This is a genomic window from Deltaproteobacteria bacterium, from assembly GCA_022340465.1.
Classification (GTDB): domain Bacteria; phylum Desulfobacterota; class Desulfobacteria; order Desulfobacterales; family B30-G6; genus JAJDNW01.
On sequence record JAJDNW010000106.1, the window covers coordinates 43,638 to 64,115 of the forward strand.

Here is a 20,478-nt window from a genome sequence, read left to right on the forward strand (position 1 = left end):
TCACTTCCCTCCTTTTTTTCCACCGTTGCTGCTGGAGAATACCCTTCCCAGGCCATGCAGGGTCACGGCGATCAGCGCACCGACGACCATGACCCAGCCCAATGCGTCCAGCATTCCCCAGTGGTCGCGTCCGGGCATGTAAAATCCACTCATGCCGGCCAGCCGGCTCCCTTCGCGAATGTGGCACTCCCTGCAATTGACCACATTTTCCTTGGGCGCCACCATGTGGGTCGTCGGAAAGACATAGGTGGTGTGTACGAAATCGAACTCGCCTGAAAACGGCAGATCCAGAGCCTTGGAGCCCAGGGCGAGAGCCTTTTGCCAGTCGAGGTGCTTCCAATAGCCGTTAGGGCCTGATAAAAGCGGAGCCAGCAGCGTTTTGTTTACCTTGTCATAGGGTTGAACACCCCGGTGGACCTTGAAGGGGAAAATGCGTGCGTTCCGGTCGTGCATGTCGCCCAGAGGATAGCTCAAGGCAACCGTACCGGACGGATCGATGGTGTCGACGGCGGAGAGCGACCGGATGGAACCGTTGAACCAGAAATATTCCGGCTTTTGGTTCTTTTCCCATGTCATGCTTCCCTTGATGCTCATATAATCATGCTTCCCGTAGGGCCCCTCGGTTTTGTATGGCTTACCGTCCCTGGTTTTACCCGACGTCGACCAGTCCCAGAACATTTTGGTGGGATTGACCCTTGCAAACGTCGGTATGTGGCAGCTTTGACAGGCAACCTTGTCCGTATGGTCGTTGGCTTTGGAGCCGGCCTGGTGCGGTGTGCTGCTGTGGCAGGACTCGCAAGTGATCTTGGACGTGAGGTCGTCCTCGATCAGGCTTTTGCGGTCCGTATAGGCCGGCACCGTATAAATACGCCCGGAGATGTTGTGCTGCCGGGTCGTGTGACAGCGCACGCAGCTGAAATTCTGCCCGTCCAGCCCCATGTGCACATCCAGCGCCTTGTTGGGCTTGCTCATGGACGAATCGAGATCGCCGTGCTTGACGCCGTCACCGCCGCCGCCATTGAAATGGCAGGACCCGCAGTTCTGCCGCCCCGGGCGAACCACGCTCTGCACGGCCAATTGTATTTCGGCCTGCAGTTCGTCCGCCATCTCTTTCAGGTCGGGGTCGTTTTCGGCGTCCGCCATAAACGCGTTGTAATCCTCGAAAGATTCCTTCCAGTTGATCTTTTTGCTCCCATGACACACCAAACAGTTGGTGGCTTCCGCTTTCTTCCCCCAGCCCGGATGGCAGGACTGGCAGCCTTTGTCCTGCCCCATGTTGGTGGAAATGCAGAAATTGTTCAGAGAATAGGCGGCCTTGCCCATCTGAACGCCGTCTTCATCTTTACCGCCTTTCCAGGTCCAGTGGATGGTTTTGTGGAACTGGGTTTCCGCTTCCGAATGACAGGAAACGCAGGCTTTGGTGACCTGCGGCCCAGATGAAAATGTCTGCTTCAACACCTCGTGTTTGCTGTGATCGGTGGTGATCCACGGCGTGGTGTCCCTGGTGGCCTGCTGGGCCATGGTACGCCCCGGCGCCTGATCCTCCCCGAAAACCGGGGAGACCAGGCAAAGGACGGCCCACATCGATAGAACCGCCGTGAAGACACCGGCGACATTGTGGTTGAGTCGTTGCATAACCATTCCCTTCTTTTCAGGATGCAGGCTTTTTAATGGTGTACGTGCCATCCTTTTCAAAGGTTGTTTCCGCTTCCAGATAGTACACTTTTTTCAGCTCCGGACGCAGGTCCTGTAACATGTAATAAGCCTCGCCGCTTCTGGCGCCCGTGGCACAGACAAACACGATGGGCTTGTCCGCAGGCAGTGCGGCGACCTTTTTTTCAAGAAGATCCGTGGGCATGTTGACCGCCGACGCGAAGTGCCCGCCGGCATATTCATCCGCGTCACGGACATCGACGAGCATGATGCTGTCTGGGTTTTCCTTGATGATTTTTTCGAAGGTGGCGATGTCGATGGTGCCTTCCTCGGCACCGGCCTGCACCTGAATTGCAGTGCCCGCCCCCATCTCCTTTTTCCACGCCGGATATCCGGCGGCAAACACCAATACGTTTTTATAACCGAGCGCGACCGCCCGCCGGGCGGAATTGTGGCTCAGCTTTCAGGTATAGCCGCCGCAGTAAAAGAGCAGGGGCACGTTTTTATCCTGAGGCAGAAGTCCCTGAAATTCATCGAACTTGCTGTCCGGGATGCTGATCGCCCCGGGGATGTGGCCCTTGTCGAACTTGGCCTTTTTCGGTCTGGAATCGATGACCATCACCGGTGCATCGCCGGTCAGCAGTTCCTTGACCACGACCGTTTCAACAGCGTAGTAGTTGCCGGAGGTGCTTTTCCACTTGGGAAACCCATCGGCATACACCTTGACGTTGGTATAACCCAGTTTTTCCGCCTTCCAGGCGGATTTGTGACTCAGCTTTCAGGTGGGTCCCTGACAGTAAAAAATCAGCAGCGCTTCCCTGTTCTCCGGAAGATCGCCCTTCAATTCGTCAAACTTGCTCTCAGGAAGGCTGACGGCGGAGGGAATGTAACCCTTGTCGTACTTGGCCTTTCTGGGACGGGCATCGACGATCATCGTGTCGGCCGGCACCGGTACCTTGGCATACTGCTGAACGAATGCCGTGTCGACGATGGTATGAAACCTCCAGGACGTGTCCACCGCCGCGGCCGTTTCGGGCCCCTTGGGCGCACCCGCACATCCAATGCCCAGCAGCAACAGGGCGGCCATGAGGGACAACACCCGGTTTCTGGTTCTTGTTGTCATGAAATCCTCCTTTGTTTAGTTACATTTTGCAGGCGTAGGTGAATCGGACGCATGCTCGTACATATGGGTAAAGATGTCCGCGAGGTCCTGTTCACTGGCGGCACTCCACTCCTCTTTGCAGCCGAATTCGCTGAAGTTCTTTTGGTTGAAAATGGCCTCCCATTCGGCCTGGGTGTGGTCATCCGGGTTGAGCCTGGGTTTGGGGGAATCTATCTCGCCCCGTTCATGACAGGCCTTCCAGACTTTGCGATAGAGGTATTTTCCTTTGCGTTTATTGCCTTTTTCCATGGCCAAACCGGCGCTCACGAAACAGACGGAAAGCAGAACGGCTATAAAAATCAATACGATCTTGTTTTTCACTTTCATTTCCTCCTTATTTTATTCTTATTGGGTTCGTTGCTCGATCTCTTCAGCCAACCAACCAGTAGCAACCTGTATGCCATTCGGTCGGTTATTATGATAACTGCTTGTTATAACTTATTATATAGGATGTATCCGCCTCGAGTCGCCATATAGGGTTAACAGTTGTTAACGCTGCGGTTCACCAGGCGGCAAGCAGAACCTTAAAACACGAGGCACCACAGACACGCTTCCAACACCCGCGAGAATTTCTGCGGCAAGCCGTCATGAAAACAGCAGGACAATCGAACCGGTGAACCGATTTTCCGTTACGCTTGCAATTGTTAACCCCAGGCATTATGTTTACATCTGTTAACCTTTTTAGATGCAATGTTAACAAGGATACCTCCAATGGACCTGTCAAAATACTGGAAAACCATCGTCGATACCCTGCAGGATGGCGTCATGGTGGTCGATCCCAATGGCCTCATCATAGCGGTAAACCCGGCCGCCGAGCGCCTGACCGGCTATACGGCCAAGGAGCTGGTCGGACACTCCTGCCGCATGCTGGACTGTACCGGGTGCGAAATCTATGCACGGGGTCAGGCGGAAAAGTGGTGCGGTCTTTTTGCCAAAGGGGATGTCCGGGTCAAGGAGTGCTCGATTATCAACAGAGACAAGCGTTCGGTCAGCGTCATTAAAAACGCCACCATCCTCTACGACGAAAGTAACCGGGTTATCGGGGCCGTCGAGACCCTGACCGACATGTCCACCCTGGTTTCCCAGCAGTTCGAAATATCTCGACTGCGCCGGAGCCTGCACATGGACGATGGGTTTCACGGCTTGATCGGCAAGTCACCCGTTATGCAGAACCTGTATGAACTTGTGGAAAACGTCGCCCAATCGGAAGCGCCCGTGATGATCAGTGGAGAGAGTGGAACGGGCAAGGAACTGGTTGCCCGCGCCATCCATGAAGCCAGCGATCGTAAAAAGATGCCGTTTATCAAGGTCAACTGTTCGGCGTTGAACGAAAACCTTTTGGAAAGCGAACTGTTCGGACATGTAAAAGGGGCATACACCGGCGCAGAAAAAGCCAGGGTGGGACGATTCGAGGCGGCCCACGGCGGCACTATTTTCCTGGATGAAATCGGGGATATTTCGCCGGCCATCCAGGTCAAGCTATTGAGAATTCTGGAAGAAAGAGAAATCGAAAGGGTCGGTGACCACCAGCCCATCAAAGTGGATGTCCGGGTGGTGACGGCCACCAACAAAGACCTGGAGGCGTTGACTGAAAAGGGCCTGTTCCGCAACGACCTCTTTTTTCGCATCAACGTTTTCCCCATCCACTGTCCGTCGTTGAAAAAACGGGTTGAAGACATCCCCATGATCGTACAGCACTTCATTCGCATCAACAATGAAAAGAGTGGCAAGAAAATCCTGGGGATGACGCCGGAAGCCATTGAAAAAATTACTGCTTATCCGTGGCCGGGCAATGTGCGCGAACTGCGCAATACCATCGAATATGCCTTTGTCCTTTGTCCCAGCGGAGGCATCGGCGTCAACCACCTGCCGGCCAAGATTGTCGGCGCCGAACCCGAGCGCATCGCCCCCCGGATGGACCGGGGACATCCGGCACAAGGGGCTCTGGCGGCCCATACACACCCGAACCCGGAACCTCCGGCGGAAAAACCGGCCATGAAAAAATCCGCTGCCGCTAAAAAAGAGGCCCTCATCGACGCGTTGCGTCAGACCCGCGGCAGACGCTCGGAAGCCGCCCAATTGCTGGGCGTGAGCCGGGTGACGGTCTGGAAGTGGATCCGGCGGTTCGGCATCGACCTTATCAACGACCTTGCCGAAAAATAAAACGACCCTTTTTTACATCAGGGCCGTGTGGCTACTGAATGTTTTGTACCGCTCAGATCACAAACGACAAAAACCCGTTGGAAACATCTATGCACCGTATCCGATGCTTTTGTGAATTTCCCTCCACTTTACAAAGGGAACCGGTTTGAGCTCGTCAAGATCGCAATAGGGAATCCAGCCGATATTGGAGTTGGGTACATAATAGCATTCCTGTCCCTTGAACTGCCCTTCTTTGATAACCCAACCGGATTGGATGGCAATCCTTTTTCCGGCGAGATTTTTGGCATCGTTATTGTAATCCATGGCTTCCGACGGGTTGAACACGGCCTCAAAATACATGACAAAGCTCCTTTGGTGAATTCAGGGATACCCGCTCGTGGCGATGACGTCCCATGTAACGGGAAAACGCAACAAACCTAATCAGCATCGTCGGGATGTCAAGAAAAAAATCAGGCCCGATCGCTGAATGATTATGAGGGTATGTAAATAGCAGTGAAGCCGCGTTCCATAACAAACGGCCCCGTCGCTACAAATCGACGGGGTCGTTTGTTATTTGGGGAAAACCGCTCCCTTGTCCGCACTGGACACAAACCTGGCGTAACGCGCCAGGTAGCCGGTTTTTATCTTCAATTCAAATTCGGGCAGTTCCGACTGCCGTTTTTGGATCTCCGCATCGTCCAGCCGGATGTTCAGGGATTTGCCGGGTATGTCGATGTCGATAATGTCACCGTCCTGAATGATCCCGATGGGGCCGCCGGAGGCGGCTTCCGGTGACACATGGCCGATGGCTGCTCCCCGGGTGGCCCCGGAAAAGCGGCCATCGGTGATAAGGGCCACCTGCTTGTCCATGCCCATGCCTGCCAGGGCCGATGTGGGCGACAGCATCTCCCGCATGCCGGGACCGCCCTTGGGGCCTTCATAACGAATGACGATAACATCCCCGGCGTGGATACCGCCCCCCATGATGGTCTCGAAGGCGTCGTCTTCGGACTGAAACACACGGGCAGGGCCCGAGTGTTGCAGCATCTCATCGGCAACAGCGGCCTGTTTGACGATGGCGCCCGCAGGGGCGAGGTTGCCCTTCAAAACAGCAAGGCCGCCGGCGGTGTGCACCGGGTTGTCGATGCGTCGGATCACCGTCTCGTCTTGGATGCCGGCCGCAATGCTGTCCAGCAGATTCCCCAACGGTTGTCCGGTTACGGTCATCTGCCCATCGTGCAGCAGTCCCTTTTTCCGAAGCTCCGCCATGATGGCCGGCACACCGCCGGCATAGTAAAGATCGATGACATGGTGCGGTCCGGCCGGCGCGATGGTGGTCAAGTGCGGAATCTTTTGGGCAATGCCGCCGAAATCTTCCAGACAAACATCCACACCGGCGTAATAGGCGATGGCCGGGATGTGCAAAGCCGAGTTGGTGGAGCCACCCAGCGCCATGTCCACGGCGATCATGTTTTCAAATGCCTGCCGGGTCATTATCTGACGCGGGCGCAGGTCTTTTTTTACCAGTTCGACCGCATGGTGGCCGGTTTCCTTGGCCAGCCAAATCCTTTCGGCATACACCGCCGGGATGCTGCCGTTCATGGGCAGCGCCATCCCCAACGCCTCCGCCAGGTTCGACATGGTGTTGGCCGTAAACATGCCGGAACACGAGCCGGCACCGGGGCAGACATCACACTCGAACCGCCGCAGTTCCTGTTCGTCGATGTCGCCGGTCTTCAACCGGCCAACCGCCTCGAACAGCTTGTCCAGTCCGGCCTCCCGGCCTTCGATCCTGCCGGGCAGCATGGGGCCGCCCGAAATGAAGATGGCCGGTATATCGAGCCTGGCCGCGGCAATCAGCATGCCCGGGACGATTTTGTCGCAGGATGCCATCAGTATCAGACCGTCAAAGGGGTGGGCCATGGCCATGATTTCCAAAGAGTCCGCAATCAACTCCCGGCTGGGCAGGGAATATTTCATGCCGTCGTGATTCATGGCGATGCCGTCGCACACCCCGATGGTGTTGAACACCACCGGCGTTCCTCCGGCCGCATAGACACCGGCCTTGGCGGCCTCCGCCAGCTTGTCCAGGTGGGTGTGCCCCGGGATGACTTCGTTGAACGAATTGGCGATGCCGATGATGGGTTTTTTCAGTTCACGGTCGGAAAAGCCGCCCGCCCTCAACAGGGATCGGTGAGGTGCCCTTTCCGACCCCGCGAGCATGAGATCGCTACGTTTTTTCATGGGTTGCTCCTGGGTTTAGCGTTGTAAATATATTGACAGTCGGGTCAAAGAAGTGATTACATCAACAGGTTAAAGAAGTCAAAATCAACCAAACATCTTTTATTCGTCACTCAGAAAGGGACGTCCATGGACAAACACCTCGTAGCCGTCGGCAAATATGAAAAACCCCTTGAATCTGTTCGCAACGTCATAGATCTCTGCGGCGGGATGGAGCGCTTCAAGCCCGGCAACAAGGTATTCATCAAGCCGAACATCGTCTTCTGGTCGACTGTCGTTGAATTCCCCAAGTATGGCGTCATCACCACCAGCCGCATTATTCACGACGTGGTCGCCATTCTCAAAGAAAACGGTGTGGATGACATTACCATTGGCGAGGGATCCGTAACCCCGGATCCTAGAGACTCGTCCGCTCAATCGGCACATGCCTACGAATCACTCGGATACAACGAACTGATCAAACGTTATGGCATAAAAACCATGAATGTTTTCGATCGCCCCTTCAAGAAGGTCGATCTTGGAGACGAAATCGAGCTGAAATTCAACCAGGATGTTTTTGATGCGGACCTGATCGTCGATTTACCGGTTATGAAAACCCACAGCCAGACAGCCGTCAGCCTTGGGATCAAAAATCTCAAGGGTCTGATCGACATTCCCTCCAGGAGGGCTTGCCACAACGCGGATCCGGAAAGAAACCTTCATTTCTGGGTATCACACCTGGCGGACAAAATGCCGCCGATCTTCACGTTGATAGACGGGATCTATACGGCCGAATACGGCCCCTCGTTCGACGGACGCATGCACCGCAGCAATCTTTTGGTAGCCTCCAATAACATCTATGCCGCTGACAAGGTGGGGGCGCTGCTGCTCGGCCATGAACCGCAGGATGTACCTCACCTGGCCCACTACGGAATGCGCCACTCCCGGCCGCTGGACCTGTCGGACGTAAAAATCGTAGGGGAAGCCATCGAAGACCATGCTAAATTTCACGAATCTTTTTTTCCTTATACGGACGATGACGAAATGCCAGCGGCATGGGACAGAAGGGGATATCGAGGCATCTCCTATCGAAAGTACGACCTCACCATGTGCACGTATTGTGCAAACATCAACGGGGCGGTCATCAGCGCAATAATGGACGCTTGGAAAGGTGAGCCCTGGGACGACGTCGAAGTGCTGACGGGAAAACGTATGCTGGCGGACCCGAAAAAGAAGCACACCATCCTGTTGGGCAAGTGCATGGTCAAGGCCAACAAAGACAACCCGAACATCCAACACATGATTCCCGTAAAAAGCTGCCCGCCCAAAAAAGACCAGATTATCAAGGCATTTCACGAGGCAGGTATCGCTATCAACCCTGACATCATCAACAATTCAGAAATGCTTCCAGGGCATTTCATGCGTTTCTATAAAGACAGGCCCGAATTCGAACCCGAACATTTCAAAATTGAATGAACAGCAACGCTGCAATCTTGAGGTGAACAAAGCACACCGGCAACCGGCCTCAAGACAGTCTTTCAATCAGGAAAACGACCCATGACCATTGAAGGCGATTTCAATACGCTCTTTCTGGCGGATGTCCTGCAGCTTCTGTGCAGCCACCGTAAAACGGGGGTACTCAAGGCGAACCAGGGGGAGCACGAAGTCAAAACCTTTATTAAAAACGGCAGCATCATCTGTGTCATGGGTTTCCGGGAAAGCAGTCGCCTGGGAAACATCCTTGTCTCAAACGGTGTGATTACCGGAGAGCAGCTCGAAGAATGCCTTGCTATAGCCACCCGGAAGACTAAGCCCCTGGGAAAAATCCTGGTTGACGAAAATCTGATAGAAGAAGGTACCCTCAACCGTTTCATAGACAGGCAGGCGGAAGATATCATCCTGGATATGCTGATGTGGGAAGCCGGCAGCTTCATTTACAATGACTGCGATCTCGACACCGACGACCTGATCATTCCCCACTTGAACATCATGAAAATCCTCATGCAGGCCACCCGCCGCATCGACGAAATGTCCGTCCTCGTCAAACAGATTTCCGATGACCGCATGCGCTTCAAGCTTGCGGCGCGGACCGGGGAGAAAGAGGCCTTGAAACTGGACAGCCTCGAGCGCAGGGTACTGGAGCTTACAGCCAAAGGCATGACGGTCAGGGAAGTGATCAAGGCCTGTGGTGAAGACGAGTTTCATTGCTACAAAGCCTATTATTCCCTGATTTCCTCAGGGTTGATCGAACACCGGAAAGACGACCCCCAGCGTTTCGAAGCCGAAGAGAATCGCAACTACCCCGTGGTTAAAACGTACACGGACATTCTCGACACCATTTACAAACAGACAAAGCCCGCCTTGGGGCGCCAGATCATGGAGGTTTTCGACGCCTGCAAACCGTGTCGTTATCCATGGCAATCGATCCTGATGGAAAAATTCAGTTTGCACGATCCTATCGCCACCAATGTTCACGGCATCACCAACGTTCTAATGGCTGAAGTAGCTCCCGAAAAGCAGCTCGGCTGCCTCATGGACACCTTCAACGCCTTCATCTCCAACCTTCTGGAAAAACTGCCGGGCTTCATCGGCCAGACGGCCACCCAGGAGCTGTTCGACAAAATAGAAGACCGGTTGGCCGAACTTTAAACGTGTCGTCGGCTATGGGAGAAAAGCACCAAGGCCGATCTTTTACAAACGATAAGCGAGCACAATCCAACCTATGAAAGAAAAAGCAGACCCCGAAAAAAAACCTTCACACACGGTAACCCTGCGGAACCACCGCCCCGGAGATATCGGCATGGTTATCCACCGTCACGGCGTTCTGTACGCCCGCGAGTACGGATTCAATCACGAGTTTGACGCTTACGTGGCGCTGGGCATGGGCAATTTCATCCAAAAATTGACACCGCGGGAGCGCTTGTGGCTCGCGGAGGTCCGGGGCGGCTTTGCCGGCTCGATCGCCGCCGTCCGCCATGATGACCAAACCGCTCAGCTGCGCTGGCTGATCGTGGAACCCCGGGAACGGGGAAAAGGCGTCGGCAAGCAACTGGTGCAGGAGGCGATCCGCTTTTCCAGGGAGCAGGAATACCGGGCCATCATCCTTTGGACCATCGATTTTCTGCATGTCGCCCGCCGCCTTTATGCCGAAGCAGGCTTCCAACTGACGGAAAACAAGGTCAGCCAGGTCTGGGGAAAAACCCTCACCGAGGAGTGCTGGAAGCTGACATTGGATTGATTGAAACTCGAATTAGAGGCCGTCCCTGATATTATGAAGATTCCCCGAAGCAAGCTGCAGGGAATGCGCTCGCTCGGTTCAAGGCTGCATATCGAAAGGATTCCTTTTACGTTCCAGACGAATGTAAACATACCCACCCCCGGTGTAGCCGAAGGGGCGCAGGATGTGATGGTAGTTGCTGGCCAGGCCGCGGTAGAAGGTATCGAAGTCGATGCGGTAGGGATGGGCCACTTCGGCATCCACGTCCAGCACGGTGACCTGTCCGCCGTGCGGATCGAAGGCGCCCACCACCCGTGAGACGACGAAGGCCGTAATCCACATACAGACAAGCCCCTAGCAGCTTGCGGCGCAGTTCCATCAGCCCCCTCCCGGTACCAGGTCCGCCCTACCGATCAATTGTAAACTCCGGGATGAATCCGGGATGTGTTTTACCCACATAACCAGGAGGATTACATACGACCCTTGTATTTTTGATCATATATTCTGCAGGATCGTGGTAGACCACTCTGTCTTTGCCCTCCGCCGAATCTTATGCGACACAGCCGCAGCGGCATTTGCAGCGGTCATCCCAGACGCTTCCTTTGAGCCGCCCAGCATATTTTCACTGCCCGGCACCCAGTCTATCTTCAAAAACCGAGGTAAGGGCCATGAAATCGTATGCCATTTCCAGGTTGCGGTCGATGGGCTCGCCCTCGTCATAGGATTTGCCAAACACGTAATCGGGCTGGAACCCCGCCTCCTTGCAGTACTTCCGCAAAGACGATTTGGGCATGCTAGCGACCAGAAATACCCCGTTCTCCGCCGCCCACTTGAAGTGCGGGCCGTCACCGCCGCTGTCGCCCATGATCGCGATACGGTGCGGCGGAATGTTGAAAGCGCGCCCCACTTTTTCCGTGTTGACCCCTTTGTCCTGTACCTGCAACAGATCGTACACGCTGTCGGGATCGGTGCTCTCCGCTGAAAAACAGGGGTCCGGGTATGCGGAAAGGGCTGGGAAGCGGGGCAGAAACCGGTTGGCCAGCACCCGTTGGAAGTAGCCCACGGCGCCGGTGGTGTTGATCATGAACAGAATTCGCCTTTCACGGCACCAGGCCAACAGCTCCGCTACCCCGGTATACGTTCTGAAGGCACTTTTTAGATAGGCGTCCATCTGCTGCGCCGTAATCGGCTCCGGTAAAAGCGCAACCACCTGCTGAACCGCCGCTTCCAGGTTGATCCGGTTGCCGGTGTAACCGCGGAAAATGACATCCAGGTTCTCTGAAAGGTGTGGATAGGTAAACGCGATGTAGTCGAAGGGTCCGCAGGGAGCCAGGCATTCGTTCCAGTCGGAGGAGATCATGGCGCGGTATTCTGACATTCTTCGAATATCCAATATTCAATATTAAATGTCCAACGCCCAATTGGCCCCTCCCTTCGATATTGATTATTGGATGTTGGATATTGGTAATTCGTCTTTTTCGTTTCTACTTCCCTTTAAACACTGGCTTCCGCTTCTCCAGAAAGGCCGCCTGTCCCTCTTGCAGGTCCTGACTGGTCATGGCGGCTTCCACAAGGGTGCGCGTCTCCTCGAGGGAGGCGGAGTCGAGGTTTTGCGACGATGCGATCAGGTTCATGATGCGTTTCATTCCTTTGAGGGAAAGCGGCGCGTTGACGGCGATCTCCCCGGCCAGTTCATGCGTGAAGGTTTCTAGCTCCTTCCGTGGAACCACGTAGTTGACCAGGCCCATCTCCTTCAGCCGCCCGGTCCTGTAGCGGCGGGCCGTAAAAAACATCTCTCTGGTGTTGGCCCAGCCGATCGTGCGGATAAACCGCTGGATCCCGTCCGGAAAGTAGACCAGCCCCAGCCTCGCCGGCACCATTCCCATTTGGACATCTTCGGCGGCGATGCGCAAATCGCAGGCCACGGCCAGGTCGCAGGCGCCGCCGAAAGCATAGCCGTTGAGCATGGCGATCACGGGGTAAGGGTAGTTGACGAGGGTGTCCAGCGCCAGGTCGAAAGGGCTTTTTCCGCGCAGTTGATTTTTTAATTCCGGGGAAACACGGGTGGGGATGGCGGAGACGTCATATCCCGACGAAAAGGCCCGGTCGCCGGCCCCCCTGATGATCACCGCACGCGTGTCATCTTCCGTTTTTGACTGCTGCAGGACGTCATGCAGCATGACGAGCATATCCGGCGTCAGGGCATTGCGTTTTTCGGGCCGGTTCAGCACCAGGGTGAGGATGTGCCCCTCTTTTTCCACCAGCAGTTGATCTGAACTCATTTTTCCACCAGGTTCCAGGCCACATCCGCCAATCCCTTGACCATCTCGCCGTAGGTTTTGGCGTCGGATGCGCTGGCATTGCCGTCCAGACCGCGCTTGTAGACCCCCTGAACGATGGCGGCGATGCGGAACAGGCTGAAAGCGATATAAAACGTCCATTGGGGGATCTCTTTTCGGCCTGTCCGCCGGCAGTAGGCATCCACATAGGCGGCTTCCGTAGGAATGCCCGTTGCCGCAAAATCGATCCCCATATAGCCCATTCTCTGTTTTTCCCCCGCCGGGAGGTGATAGCCCATACAGTTGTACGCCAGGTCCGCCAGGGGATGCCCCAGGGTTGACAACTCCCAGTCCAGCACTGCGAGAATCCTCGGTTCGGTCGGGTGTACGATCATGTTCTCCAACCGGAAATCACCGTGGACGATGGTAGTCGTGTCGTCATCCGGCACGTTGGCGGCCAGCCAGTCCATGAGGTGCTCCATGCTCTGAATCTCTTCGGTCTGCGAGGCCCTGTACTGCTTGCTCCACCTGCCGGTCTGGCGTGCCATGTAATTTCCCGGTTTCCCGTAGTCGGCTAGGCCCAGGCGCTCCCAATCCACGGAATGAATCCTGGCAAGGGTGGCGTTCATGGCATCGAAAATGGCCGCCCGCTCGGCGGCATCCCCGGCTTCCGGAACGATTGGGCTTCTGAAGATGCGCCCCGTTACCTGGTCCATGACATAAAAAGGCGTACCCACGACGGACGCATCCGTGCACAGCAGATGAACCCCGGGAACCGGCACATCCGTTTTACCCAGCGCCTCGATGATGCGGTACTCACGGTCCACGGCATGGGCTGAAGGCAGAAGTTTCCCCGGCGGCTTCTTCCGGAGTACGTAGCTTTTACCCGATTCCAGGTCCTCCAACAGATAGGTGGGATTGGACTGACCGTAGCCGAACTGACGTACGTTCAGGGATCCGGAAAAATTATCCAGATGCGCCTTGAGGTAGTTCGCCAGCCGTTCTTCGTCCAGGCGGTGTGCTTTCCTGACCTCCCTTATCTCCTTTTTATCGTTCATCGTACGACTCCCGCTGCCCGTTGAAGACCCGCACCGCAATCAGCGGGAAATCTTCACACCATGGAATTTTATCTTTTTTTCGTGTTTTCATTCCTTCGTGCTTTCGTGATGAAAGCGCGGTCATTATTCTTTCCTAATTTGAGCGTTTCAGGAAATCGTTAACTTGTACCTGACGGTATATCGCGACAGCAGATCGCCCACCTTTTTCTCAATGTCCTGCGGGGAAATATTTTCCCCCGGGGCTATGTTTATGCGGGCAATCGCTCCGTGAATCTTGTCTTCCACGACCTCGACATCAATGGAACCCGCCATGCTTCCGAGGTCTTTGAGAACTTCTTGAAAAATCCGCTTGGTGGCATCCCAGCGTAGGGCCGGCTTGAATATCTTTCCCACCGGCGTCAGCGGCAGTTCATCCATGACAATGACTTCCTTGGGTACGGCGGCGCGTTCACCAATGGCCGCTTCCACTTGTGACAGGATCTCCCCACCGTCCAGGTTCACGCCCTCCTGAAGTTGAACATAGGCTACCGGCACCTCGCCGGCATGGGGGTCGGGACGGCCCACAGCCGCCGCCACCTGCACACCTTGAATCTTGTACAGCGGCTCCTCGATCACGGCCGGGTCGATGTTGTGTCCGCCGCGGATGATGAGTTCCTTTGTCCGGCCGGTCAGCCAGAAATAACCGTCGGCATCTTGCCGCCCCAGGTCCCCAGTGTTGACCCAGCCCGGTTTGGGGTAAAGTCCCTTGTTGTGGGCTTCGTCGCTGTAGCCTTTGAACACATTGGGGCCGGACATGCAGACACTGCCGATTTCGTCCACTTCCGCCTGGCGCATATAATTGCCTTCCTCGTCCACGATGAAGACAGCCATCTGCTGGTACGGCAGGCGCAGACCGATGGAACCCACCTTGCGTTCACCGTGCAGGGGATTGACACAAGAGGCGCAGGTGCCCTCGGTCAGACCGTAGCCTTCGATGATTTTCATGCCCGAGTGCTCCTCGAAACGTTTGAACAGTTCCACCGAAAGCGGTGCCGCCCCACAGATGGCATAGCGCAGGCAGGAGATGTCTGCATCACCCTTGGGGATATCCAGGAGCATGGATAGCACCGTGGGAACACTTGAGAAGGTAACCGCTTTGTAGTGTTCCACGATCTTGTAGAAATTTTTTAGAATCGACGGATCCCTGTAGCCCATAGGACCCAGAATGACGACATGCGCCCCCGTGGAAAAAGGGCTGGATCCGGTAACCGTCGTGCCGTTCACGTGGAAAAGCGGGAGCCCGCACATGGTGGTCTCCCCGACGTAAAGATCGGCCGCTTCGGCGAGCATAAAGGCCATGGCCGCCTCGTTGAAATGGGTGTGGGGCGCCAGTTTGGGCGTGCCTGTGGTACCACCGGTGTGATACATGGAACAGATGTCTTCGGGTTGGATTTGCCGCCCGGAATCAAGGCCCTCGCTGCTGTAACTGGGCAGCACCTCGTCGAATCCGACAATTTTTTCCTTTGCATCGCTGGGTCCCATGACGCGTACGATGGCTTTGAGATTGGGCAGGTCGTTTTTAATGGACATAACCTTTTCCCAAATATCGGAACCCGGGAATTCCCCCAGGGCCACCATAATCTTGGTGTTGGCCGCTAAACAGATGTCGCGAATGGTGGCCGGCTTCAGCATGGGGTTGATGGGGTTGACGATGCCCGCCGCCTCCCCGCCCCAGAGCACATAATGCGTCTGGGGGATGTTGGGCAGGAGATAGGAAATCACATCCTTAGATCCCACGCCCAGGTCATGAAACACGTTGGCCGCACGGTGGATTTGTTGCATGAACTCCCTGTAAGTCACCTGCATGGGGTCTTTGTAGGCATCTCCGGACATGATGAAACTGATGGCCGGGGCTTCCGGGTTGATGGCCGCTCCCTGCTTGATCGTCTCGTAGGTATTGAAGCAGGTCATCCGCTCCTGAATCGGTGTTTCTTCAAACATCTCAATATCAGCCAGTGTTTTTATTTCGAGTCTTCCCATCACCCCTCCTTCACTACCATTAAACCAACGGCGCATTGCGTGCCCATACCGTGCACAGGTTCTGCATTCGTATTGCAATAGACATATAACACATCGGTATAGTCTATCTATCTAAATTTCAAGTTTTTTTTGAAGCTAACCGCGGCAGGCGGCAAGGAAGGCTCCCACTGTGCGGACTAAGGGTCGTGGCGGCATTGGGTGTTGGCGGGCCGGTCTCTTTTCTGCTGCAGTCGCCCGGGTGGCAATTTACACTTCCAGGTACTTTTCCCGCATTTCCGGATTGGCATTCAGGTCTTCGATGGTGCCCGTGAAACCGATGTGGGCCTTCCCCATTAGATAGATACGGTCTGCCAGGGACATGGCCACCTTGAGGTTGTGCTCCACCAGCAGGATGGAAATGCCCGATTTACTGATCTCGGCCAGGACATCCCTGACCTCCTTGACCATGACCGGTGAGAGGCCCTCCGTGGGCTCGTCCACCATCAACAGTTTCGGATTGCCCATGAGCGTGCGTCCGATCGTGAGCATCTGCTGCTCACCACCGGAAAGAAGGGCGCCTTTCTGATTGGTGCGGTCTTTCATGAAGGGAAAGTGCGCATATATCCTTTCGATGGTCCAGGCTTCGGGATCGGTGCTGTCGATCCTGCCGCCCTTTACCCCCATCATCAGGTTGTCCAGGACGGTCAGATTGGGAAAAATGCGTCTTTCTTCGGGAACATAGCCGAGACCCGCCCGGGCGACCTTATGGGGCCTCAAGCCGGTAAGGTCCTTGCCGTCAAAAACCACCTTCCCCGAACGCGGCTTCAGCAGCCCCATGATGGTTTTCAGCGTCGTGCTTTTGCCCATGCCGTTGCGGCCCAGAAGGGCCACGATTTCCCCTTCGGCAACCGTTAGAGACATATCCTGCAGGGCATGGCTGGTGCCGTAATAGGTATTCAATTCCTTGGCTTCTAGTAGCATGCCGCCTCTCCCTCCATTTCACCCAGATAGGCATCCTTGACCGCCTGGTTTTCCCGTATGTCGCAGGGTTCGCCCGTGGCCAGGATGGTGCCGTGATGCAATACGGTAATACGGTCGGCCAGGGAGAAGACGACCTCCATGTCATGCTCGATGATGACCGTCGTCTTGCCCTCGGTCAGCCTTTGGATGAGTTCCACCGCGTAGTGGGTTTCATCTTTGGACATGCCGGCCGTGGGCTCGTCCAGCATGACCAGGTCCGGGTTCGTCGCCAGAGCCATGCTGATCTCCAGCGAGCGGTGTTTGCCGTAGGAAAGGTTTCCGGCCAGGACATCGCGCTCGCCGTCCAGGTTGATCCGTTTCAGAATCTCCTCGGCCGCGGCTGTCACCTCCTTCATTTTGTCCACCTTGCGGAACAGGTTGAAGCGGATACCCCTGGTTGACAAAACGGCCAGGCGGATATTCTGGAAGGCGGTCATGCGGTCGAAGGTGCTGGTAATCTGAAAAGAGCGGCCCATACCCCGACGTAAAATTTTCCAGGGCCCTGCCCCGGTAATGTTCCTTTCTTTGAACACCACCTTGCCCCGGCTGGGCTTATAGGTCCCGGTGATGACGTTGAACAGGGTCGTCTTGCCGGCGCCGTTAGGCCCGATGATGGCATGCCGCTCGCCCGGCGACACCTGCAGGTTGACATCGAACAAAACTTTCAGTCCGCTGAAATCATGATAGAGTCCTTGTGTTTCCAGGATGTTCATGAACCGCCTCCCCTTCCTGTCAGGCGCTTTGCCTCGTAAACCACTTGGCCTTGATTATTTGAAAAATGCCGACAAATCCCATGGGCGCAAACATGATCACCAGGATGAGTACCAGTCCGAACACCAGTTCCACGCGTTCGGTGTGGCGCGTGGTCAGCTCTTCCAGGAGCCCGAATATGGCCGCTCCGAAAATGGGCCCGAAGAAGCTGCCGATGCCGCCCACCATGGTCATCATGATCGGAGCGAACGAGGTCATGACGTGAAACCCGTCCTCAGCCGAAATCAGGTTCTGAAACAGGGCGTACACCGACCCGGCCATGCCGCAAAACGCACCGGAAAACACGTAAATCACCGCTTTGGTATAAGGAACCCGGAAGCCTAAATAATCCACCCGCTTGGCGTTGTCCCGTACCGCGATCATGATCTGGCCAAAAGGGGTTTTGGTGAAAAACCAAAGGACCCAGATGCTGCCGATAAGCACCACCATGGCAAAATAGAAAAACCGGAGCGGGTCGGTCATGTCGACCGAGACGATTCCGGGGATGCTCAAGGGGGGGATGTCGAAACCGCCGATGCCGTCTTCGCCGCCGGTGATGCCTCTCAGTTTCAGGGCCAGGACATACATGAGCCCGCCGAACGCCAGGTGCAGCATGGCAAAGGCCGTACCGCTCACCCTGACCACGATAGGACACAAAATAAGGGCCAGCACGATGGCGGCAAAGACCCCGGACAGAAGCGCCGGTATCAGCGGAAACCCGCTGATATGTGTTAGTGCCAGCGCCGTACCGTAAGCTCCGGTGCCGAAAAACATGGCGTGGCCGAAACTGAGAAGACCGGTGAAGCCCAGCAGGAGGTTAAAGCTGACGCTGTACAATGCAAAAATGGCAAACGTCACGAACACATTGGAGTAGTATATGCCGAACAATCGGGGATACAGAATCAGGAAGACAAAACCGGCGATCCAAAAAATCCATTTTAGCGTCTTGTTCATCATTCTCTTTCTCCGAACAGGCCCATGGGTTTGAAGACCAGCACAATCGCCATGAAAACGTACATCAGCACCGGGGCCAGCTGGGAAACGAACTGCACACCATAGGAATTCAGCAGTCCGCAGATGATAGCCACCAGCAGGGCGCCGCCGAGGCTCCCGAACCCACCGACCACCACCACGATAAAGGCGTCCATACCCACCTGGTCAGCCAGGCCGGGGAACACGGTCAGGATGGGGGCGATGGCCACGCCGGCCACACCGGCCATCCAGGTGCCCACGCCGAAGACCAGCATGAAAACCAGGGGCACGTTGATCCCCAGGGCATCCACCATGTCGGCATCGGATACGGCAGCCCGCACCACCATGCCCAGGCGGGTTTTGTAAAGGATCAGCGCCAGGACAACCAACACTACCGCAGAGAGCCCGATAATAAAAAGTCTGTAAATCGGATAATTCAGGCCACCGGCGGTTATCAGCCCTTCCAGAATACCGGGAACATGCACCGGCAGGCTTTCCGTTCCCCAGAAAATTTTAACGCCTTCCAAAAGAACCAATGAAACGCCGACCGTTAAAATCAATTCGCCGATGTGGCCGAAAGCGTGCACCTTTCTCAGCAGAAACCGCTCCAGAAAAACCCCGATGACACCGGTGGCGACGGGTGCGACCAGCAGGGCTATCCAGAAACTTCCGGTCCAGGCCACCACCTGGTAGCAAAAATAGGCCGACAGCATGAAAAAGGCGGCATGGGCCAGGTTCAGGATGCCCATCATGCCGAAAATCAGCGTGAGCCCGGATGCGATTAAAAAAAGGATCATGCCGTAGGCCAACCCGTGAATGCCTTGCGCAACGTACATTGCCGTTACAGGATTCATATCATTCGCCTCTGTTACCTTTTAAAAACCAATATGGCCCGGGCCCGGATTGACAAGCGCCGGGCCACATTGATTTCAGGGTGCCTTTTTGTTTCCATCGTTCGTTTTTAACGCCACCCAACCGTCAACGACATCACATCCCTTTGCGCATCTCTTTCAATTTCGGATCCATTACCGGCGCCACCTTGTCTGCCGGCAGCCTGAAGGACGGTCCGGTGTTGGAACATCCCTTGAACCAGTAATAGGGTGGTATATTCATGCTCTCCTTTTGCTGTTCGGGGGGAACATAGAGTTCAACAAAAAGGTCGCGCTCTGTTTTGTGGTCGATGCCCCTCATCTTGTAAACGGTTCCGTTAACGTCCGCCCAGGTGTCGTTTTCCCAGACCTCGATGATTTTTTCCGGATCCGTCGTTCCGGCCCGCTCGATGACGTCCAACAGCCAGTAGGTCTGCATCCGGTAAGCGCCGATGGTTCCGGTTCCATGGGTGTAGGTTGTGGTGTCAAACGGTTTTCCCCACTTCGGAGATTGATCTCTCCAGGCTTTGTAGTACTTTATCTGCCCGTCTGTTTTGAACGCCGGGCCCTCGCTGCCAATCTGCGCAATGTGCACCAACCCCTTGGTACCCTCGACGCCGACCTGGATCAGGAAAGGGGGGGTGTTTATGAACAGATTGGCAAACGGGAGATCGAGTCCCATCTGTCTGGCCTGCACGAGGAGGTTGGCGGCATCCGGAATCCAGTCCCCGGTATAAACCACCTCGGCCCCGGTGGCCTTTACCTTGGTCAGATAGGGGGCGAAATCCGTGAGGAACAACTTGTGATAGTCCTCGCCGACCAGTTCGGCATCCGGATAGTACTCTTTCAACCCTTCTTTAAAGCCATGGGCGATGGAGTGGCCGAAAAGGTAGTCCTGACAGAGGATGTAAAACTTCTTTTCCTTTTTTCGCAGCTGGCCATAATAATAGGCCAGTCCCCGTCCCACCTGCGATGTCGAAATGGAGGTCATGAAAGAATAACGCGAGAAGTTCTGCGCATCATAGAGCTCGTCGGAAACCGCCGCCGCATCGATGGCAATGGTTTTGTACTTGTCGGCCACCTGATTGATCACTTTCATCAGATGGCTTCCATCGGTGCCCCACAAAACGTCCACCTT

Annotated in this window: 21 protein-coding genes; 4 read left to right on the forward strand and 17 right to left on the reverse strand. The window is 55.4% G+C overall.

The genetic code is table 11. The annotated features are described in order from the left end of the window. The 5 genes from LJE94_15485 to LJE94_15505 all read right to left on the reverse strand — a co-directional run bounded on the left by LJE94_15485 (position 1) and on the right by LJE94_15505 (position 3,142). Positions 1-1,635, reverse strand: a complete 1,635-nt coding sequence (locus LJE94_15485; GenBank protein ID MCG6911507.1) for a tetrathionate reductase family octaheme c-type cytochrome — start codon at positions 1,633-1,635, stop codon at positions 1-3. Positions 1,636-1,651: 16 nt separating this feature from the next. Further along, entirely contained in the window at positions 1,652-2,023 is a 372-nt protein-coding gene (locus LJE94_15490; protein ID MCG6911508.1) for a rhodanese-like domain-containing protein, read from the reverse strand. A 93-nt stretch (positions 2,024-2,116) separates the two neighbouring features. Then, the gene (locus tag LJE94_15495; GenBank protein MCG6911509.1) at positions 2,117-2,374 is read right to left on the reverse strand and encodes a rhodanese-like domain-containing protein; all 258 of its coding nucleotides are present in this window, start codon (positions 2,372-2,374) and stop codon (positions 2,117-2,119) included. A 57-nt stretch (positions 2,375-2,431) separates the two neighbouring features. Next, positions 2,432-2,776, reverse strand: a complete 345-nt coding sequence (locus LJE94_15500; GenBank protein MCG6911510.1) for a rhodanese-like domain-containing protein — start codon at positions 2,774-2,776, stop codon at positions 2,432-2,434. Between the two features lie 15 nt (positions 2,777-2,791). Further along, positions 2,792-3,142 (reverse strand): cytochrome c family protein, encoded by a 351-nt coding sequence (locus LJE94_15505; GenBank protein ID MCG6911511.1) that lies wholly within the window; start codon positions 3,140-3,142, stop codon positions 2,792-2,794. Positions 3,143-3,526: 384 nt separating this feature from the next. Here LJE94_15505 and LJE94_15510 point away from each other — a divergent pair, with 384 nt between their 5' ends. Next, positions 3,527-4,978, forward strand: coding sequence for a sigma 54-interacting transcriptional regulator (locus LJE94_15510; GenBank protein MCG6911512.1), 1,452 nt, complete (start codon positions 3,527-3,529; stop codon positions 4,976-4,978). 87 nt (positions 4,979-5,065) lie between these two features. On the opposite strand, the gene LJE94_15515 is transcribed toward LJE94_15510, so the two are convergent. Beyond that, entirely contained in the window at positions 5,066-5,317 is a 252-nt protein-coding gene (locus LJE94_15515) for a hypothetical protein (GenBank protein ID MCG6911513.1), read from the reverse strand. Positions 5,318-5,527: 210 nt separating this feature from the next. Next, positions 5,528-7,201 (reverse strand): dihydroxy-acid dehydratase, encoded by a 1,674-nt coding sequence (gene ilvD / locus LJE94_15520; protein MCG6911514.1) that lies wholly within the window; start codon positions 7,199-7,201, stop codon positions 5,528-5,530. A gap of 126 nt (positions 7,202-7,327) precedes the next feature. Between ilvD and LJE94_15525 the strand changes: the two genes are divergently transcribed. From LJE94_15525 to LJE94_15535, 3 genes are all read left to right on the forward strand, one after another. Continuing rightward, a complete protein-coding gene (locus LJE94_15525) occupies positions 7,328-8,653 on the forward strand; it encodes a DUF362 domain-containing protein (protein MCG6911515.1) in 1,326 nt (441 codons plus the stop codon). Between the two features lie 81 nt (positions 8,654-8,734). Then, a complete protein-coding gene (locus LJE94_15530) occupies positions 8,735-9,826 on the forward strand; it encodes a DUF4388 domain-containing protein (protein ID MCG6911516.1) in 1,092 nt (363 codons plus the stop codon). Between the two features lie 73 nt (positions 9,827-9,899). Next, positions 9,900-10,415, forward strand: a complete 516-nt coding sequence (locus tag LJE94_15535; GenBank protein ID MCG6911517.1) for a GNAT family N-acetyltransferase — start codon at positions 9,900-9,902, stop codon at positions 10,413-10,415. 78 nt (positions 10,416-10,493) lie between these two features. Here the strand turns inward: LJE94_15535 and LJE94_15540 are convergent, their stop codons facing one another. The 10 genes from LJE94_15540 to LJE94_15585 all read right to left on the reverse strand — a co-directional run. Next, positions 10,494-10,736, reverse strand: a complete 243-nt coding sequence (locus tag LJE94_15540; protein ID MCG6911518.1) for a hypothetical protein — start codon at positions 10,734-10,736, stop codon at positions 10,494-10,496. A gap of 280 nt (positions 10,737-11,016) precedes the next feature. Continuing rightward, positions 11,017-11,772 (reverse strand): hypothetical protein, encoded by a 756-nt coding sequence (locus LJE94_15545; protein ID MCG6911519.1) that lies wholly within the window; start codon positions 11,770-11,772, stop codon positions 11,017-11,019. 106 nt (positions 11,773-11,878) lie between these two features. Next, positions 11,879-12,676, reverse strand: a complete 798-nt coding sequence (locus LJE94_15550) for an enoyl-CoA hydratase/isomerase family protein (protein ID MCG6911520.1) — start codon at positions 12,674-12,676, stop codon at positions 11,879-11,881. Further along, on the reverse strand, positions 12,673-13,731 hold the full coding sequence (locus LJE94_15555) for a phosphotransferase (protein MCG6911521.1): 1,059 nt from the start codon (positions 13,729-13,731) through the stop codon (positions 12,673-12,675). Before LJE94_15555 ends, LJE94_15550 begins: the two co-directional genes overlap by 4 nt. A 147-nt stretch (positions 13,732-13,878) precedes the next feature. Then, complete coding sequence (locus tag LJE94_15560) at positions 13,879-15,750, reverse strand: acyl-CoA synthetase (protein ID MCG6911522.1); 1,872 nt, start codon at positions 15,748-15,750, stop codon at positions 13,879-13,881. Between the two features lie 246 nt (positions 15,751-15,996). Further along, complete coding sequence (locus tag LJE94_15565; protein MCG6911523.1) at positions 15,997-16,710, reverse strand: ABC transporter ATP-binding protein; 714 nt, start codon at positions 16,708-16,710, stop codon at positions 15,997-15,999. Beyond that, a complete protein-coding gene (locus tag LJE94_15570; protein MCG6911524.1) occupies positions 16,701-17,462 on the reverse strand; it encodes an ABC transporter ATP-binding protein in 762 nt (253 codons plus the stop codon). The genes LJE94_15565 and LJE94_15570 overlap by 10 nt, the downstream gene beginning before the upstream one ends. A 19-nt stretch (positions 17,463-17,481) precedes the next feature. Further along, the gene (locus LJE94_15575; GenBank protein ID MCG6911525.1) at positions 17,482-18,456 is read right to left on the reverse strand and encodes a branched-chain amino acid ABC transporter permease; all 975 of its coding nucleotides are present in this window, start codon (positions 18,454-18,456) and stop codon (positions 17,482-17,484) included. Continuing rightward, positions 18,453-19,325 carry a branched-chain amino acid ABC transporter permease gene (locus LJE94_15580; protein MCG6911526.1) on the reverse strand — a complete coding sequence of 291 codons (873 nt, stop codon included), beginning with the start codon at positions 19,323-19,325 and terminating at the stop codon, positions 18,453-18,455. Before LJE94_15580 ends, LJE94_15575 begins: the two co-directional genes overlap by 4 nt. Positions 19,326-19,458: 133 nt before the next feature. After that, the coding region (locus LJE94_15585) for an ABC transporter substrate-binding protein (GenBank protein MCG6911527.1) at positions 19,459-20,478 on the reverse strand (1,020 nt) is incomplete at its 5' end.

What these genes read in the sequence shown, in the direction of transcription:
- LJE94_15485 (MCG6911507.1), bottom strand. Translation starts at nt 1,635, where the DNA reads ATGCAACGACTCAACCACAATGTCGCCGGTGTCTTCACGGCGGTTCTA.
- LJE94_15490 (MCG6911508.1), bottom strand. Translation starts at nt 2,023, where the DNA reads ATGGGGGCGGGCACTGCAATTCAGGTGCAGGCCGGTGCCGAGGAAGGC.
- LJE94_15500 (MCG6911510.1), bottom strand. Translation starts at nt 2,776, where the DNA reads ATGACAACAAGAACCAGAAACCGGGTGTTGTCCCTCATGGCCGCCCTG.
- LJE94_15505 (MCG6911511.1), bottom strand. Translation starts at nt 3,142, where the DNA reads ATGAAAGTGAAAAACAAGATCGTATTGATTTTTATAGCCGTTCTGCTT.
- LJE94_15510 (MCG6911512.1), top strand. Translation starts at nt 3,527, where the DNA reads ATGGACCTGTCAAAATACTGGAAAACCATCGTCGATACCCTGCAGGAT.
- LJE94_15515 (MCG6911513.1), bottom strand. Translation starts at nt 5,317, where the DNA reads ATGTATTTTGAGGCCGTGTTCAACCCGTCGGAAGCCATGGATTACAAT.
- ilvD (MCG6911514.1), bottom strand. Translation starts at nt 7,201, where the DNA reads ATGAAAAAACGTAGCGATCTCATGCTCGCGGGGTCGGAAAGGGCACCT.
- LJE94_15525 (MCG6911515.1), top strand. Translation starts at nt 7,328, where the DNA reads ATGGACAAACACCTCGTAGCCGTCGGCAAATATGAAAAACCCCTTGAA.
- LJE94_15530 (MCG6911516.1), top strand. Translation starts at nt 8,735, where the DNA reads ATGACCATTGAAGGCGATTTCAATACGCTCTTTCTGGCGGATGTCCTG.
- LJE94_15535 (MCG6911517.1), top strand. Translation starts at nt 9,900, where the DNA reads ATGAAAGAAAAAGCAGACCCCGAAAAAAAACCTTCACACACGGTAACC.
- LJE94_15540 (MCG6911518.1), bottom strand. Translation starts at nt 10,736, where the DNA reads ATGTGGATTACGGCCTTCGTCGTCTCACGGGTGGTGGGCGCCTTCGAT.
- LJE94_15545 (MCG6911519.1), bottom strand. Translation starts at nt 11,772, where the DNA reads ATGTCAGAATACCGCGCCATGATCTCCTCCGACTGGAACGAATGCCTG.
- LJE94_15550 (MCG6911520.1), bottom strand. Translation starts at nt 12,676, where the DNA reads ATGAGTTCAGATCAACTGCTGGTGGAAAAAGAGGGGCACATCCTCACC.
- LJE94_15555 (MCG6911521.1), bottom strand. Translation starts at nt 13,731, where the DNA reads ATGAACGATAAAAAGGAGATAAGGGAGGTCAGGAAAGCACACCGCCTG.
- LJE94_15560 (MCG6911522.1), bottom strand. Translation starts at nt 15,750, where the DNA reads ATGGGAAGACTCGAAATAAAAACACTGGCTGATATTGAGATGTTTGAA.
- LJE94_15565 (MCG6911523.1), bottom strand. Translation starts at nt 16,710, where the DNA reads ATGCTACTAGAAGCCAAGGAATTGAATACCTATTACGGCACCAGCCAT.
- LJE94_15570 (MCG6911524.1), bottom strand. Translation starts at nt 17,462, where the DNA reads ATGAACATCCTGGAAACACAAGGACTCTATCATGATTTCAGCGGACTG.
- LJE94_15575 (MCG6911525.1), bottom strand. Translation starts at nt 18,456, where the DNA reads ATGATGAACAAGACGCTAAAATGGATTTTTTGGATCGCCGGTTTTGTC.
- LJE94_15580 (MCG6911526.1), bottom strand. Translation starts at nt 19,325, where the DNA reads ATGAATCCTGTAACGGCAATGTACGTTGCGCAAGGCATTCACGGGTTG.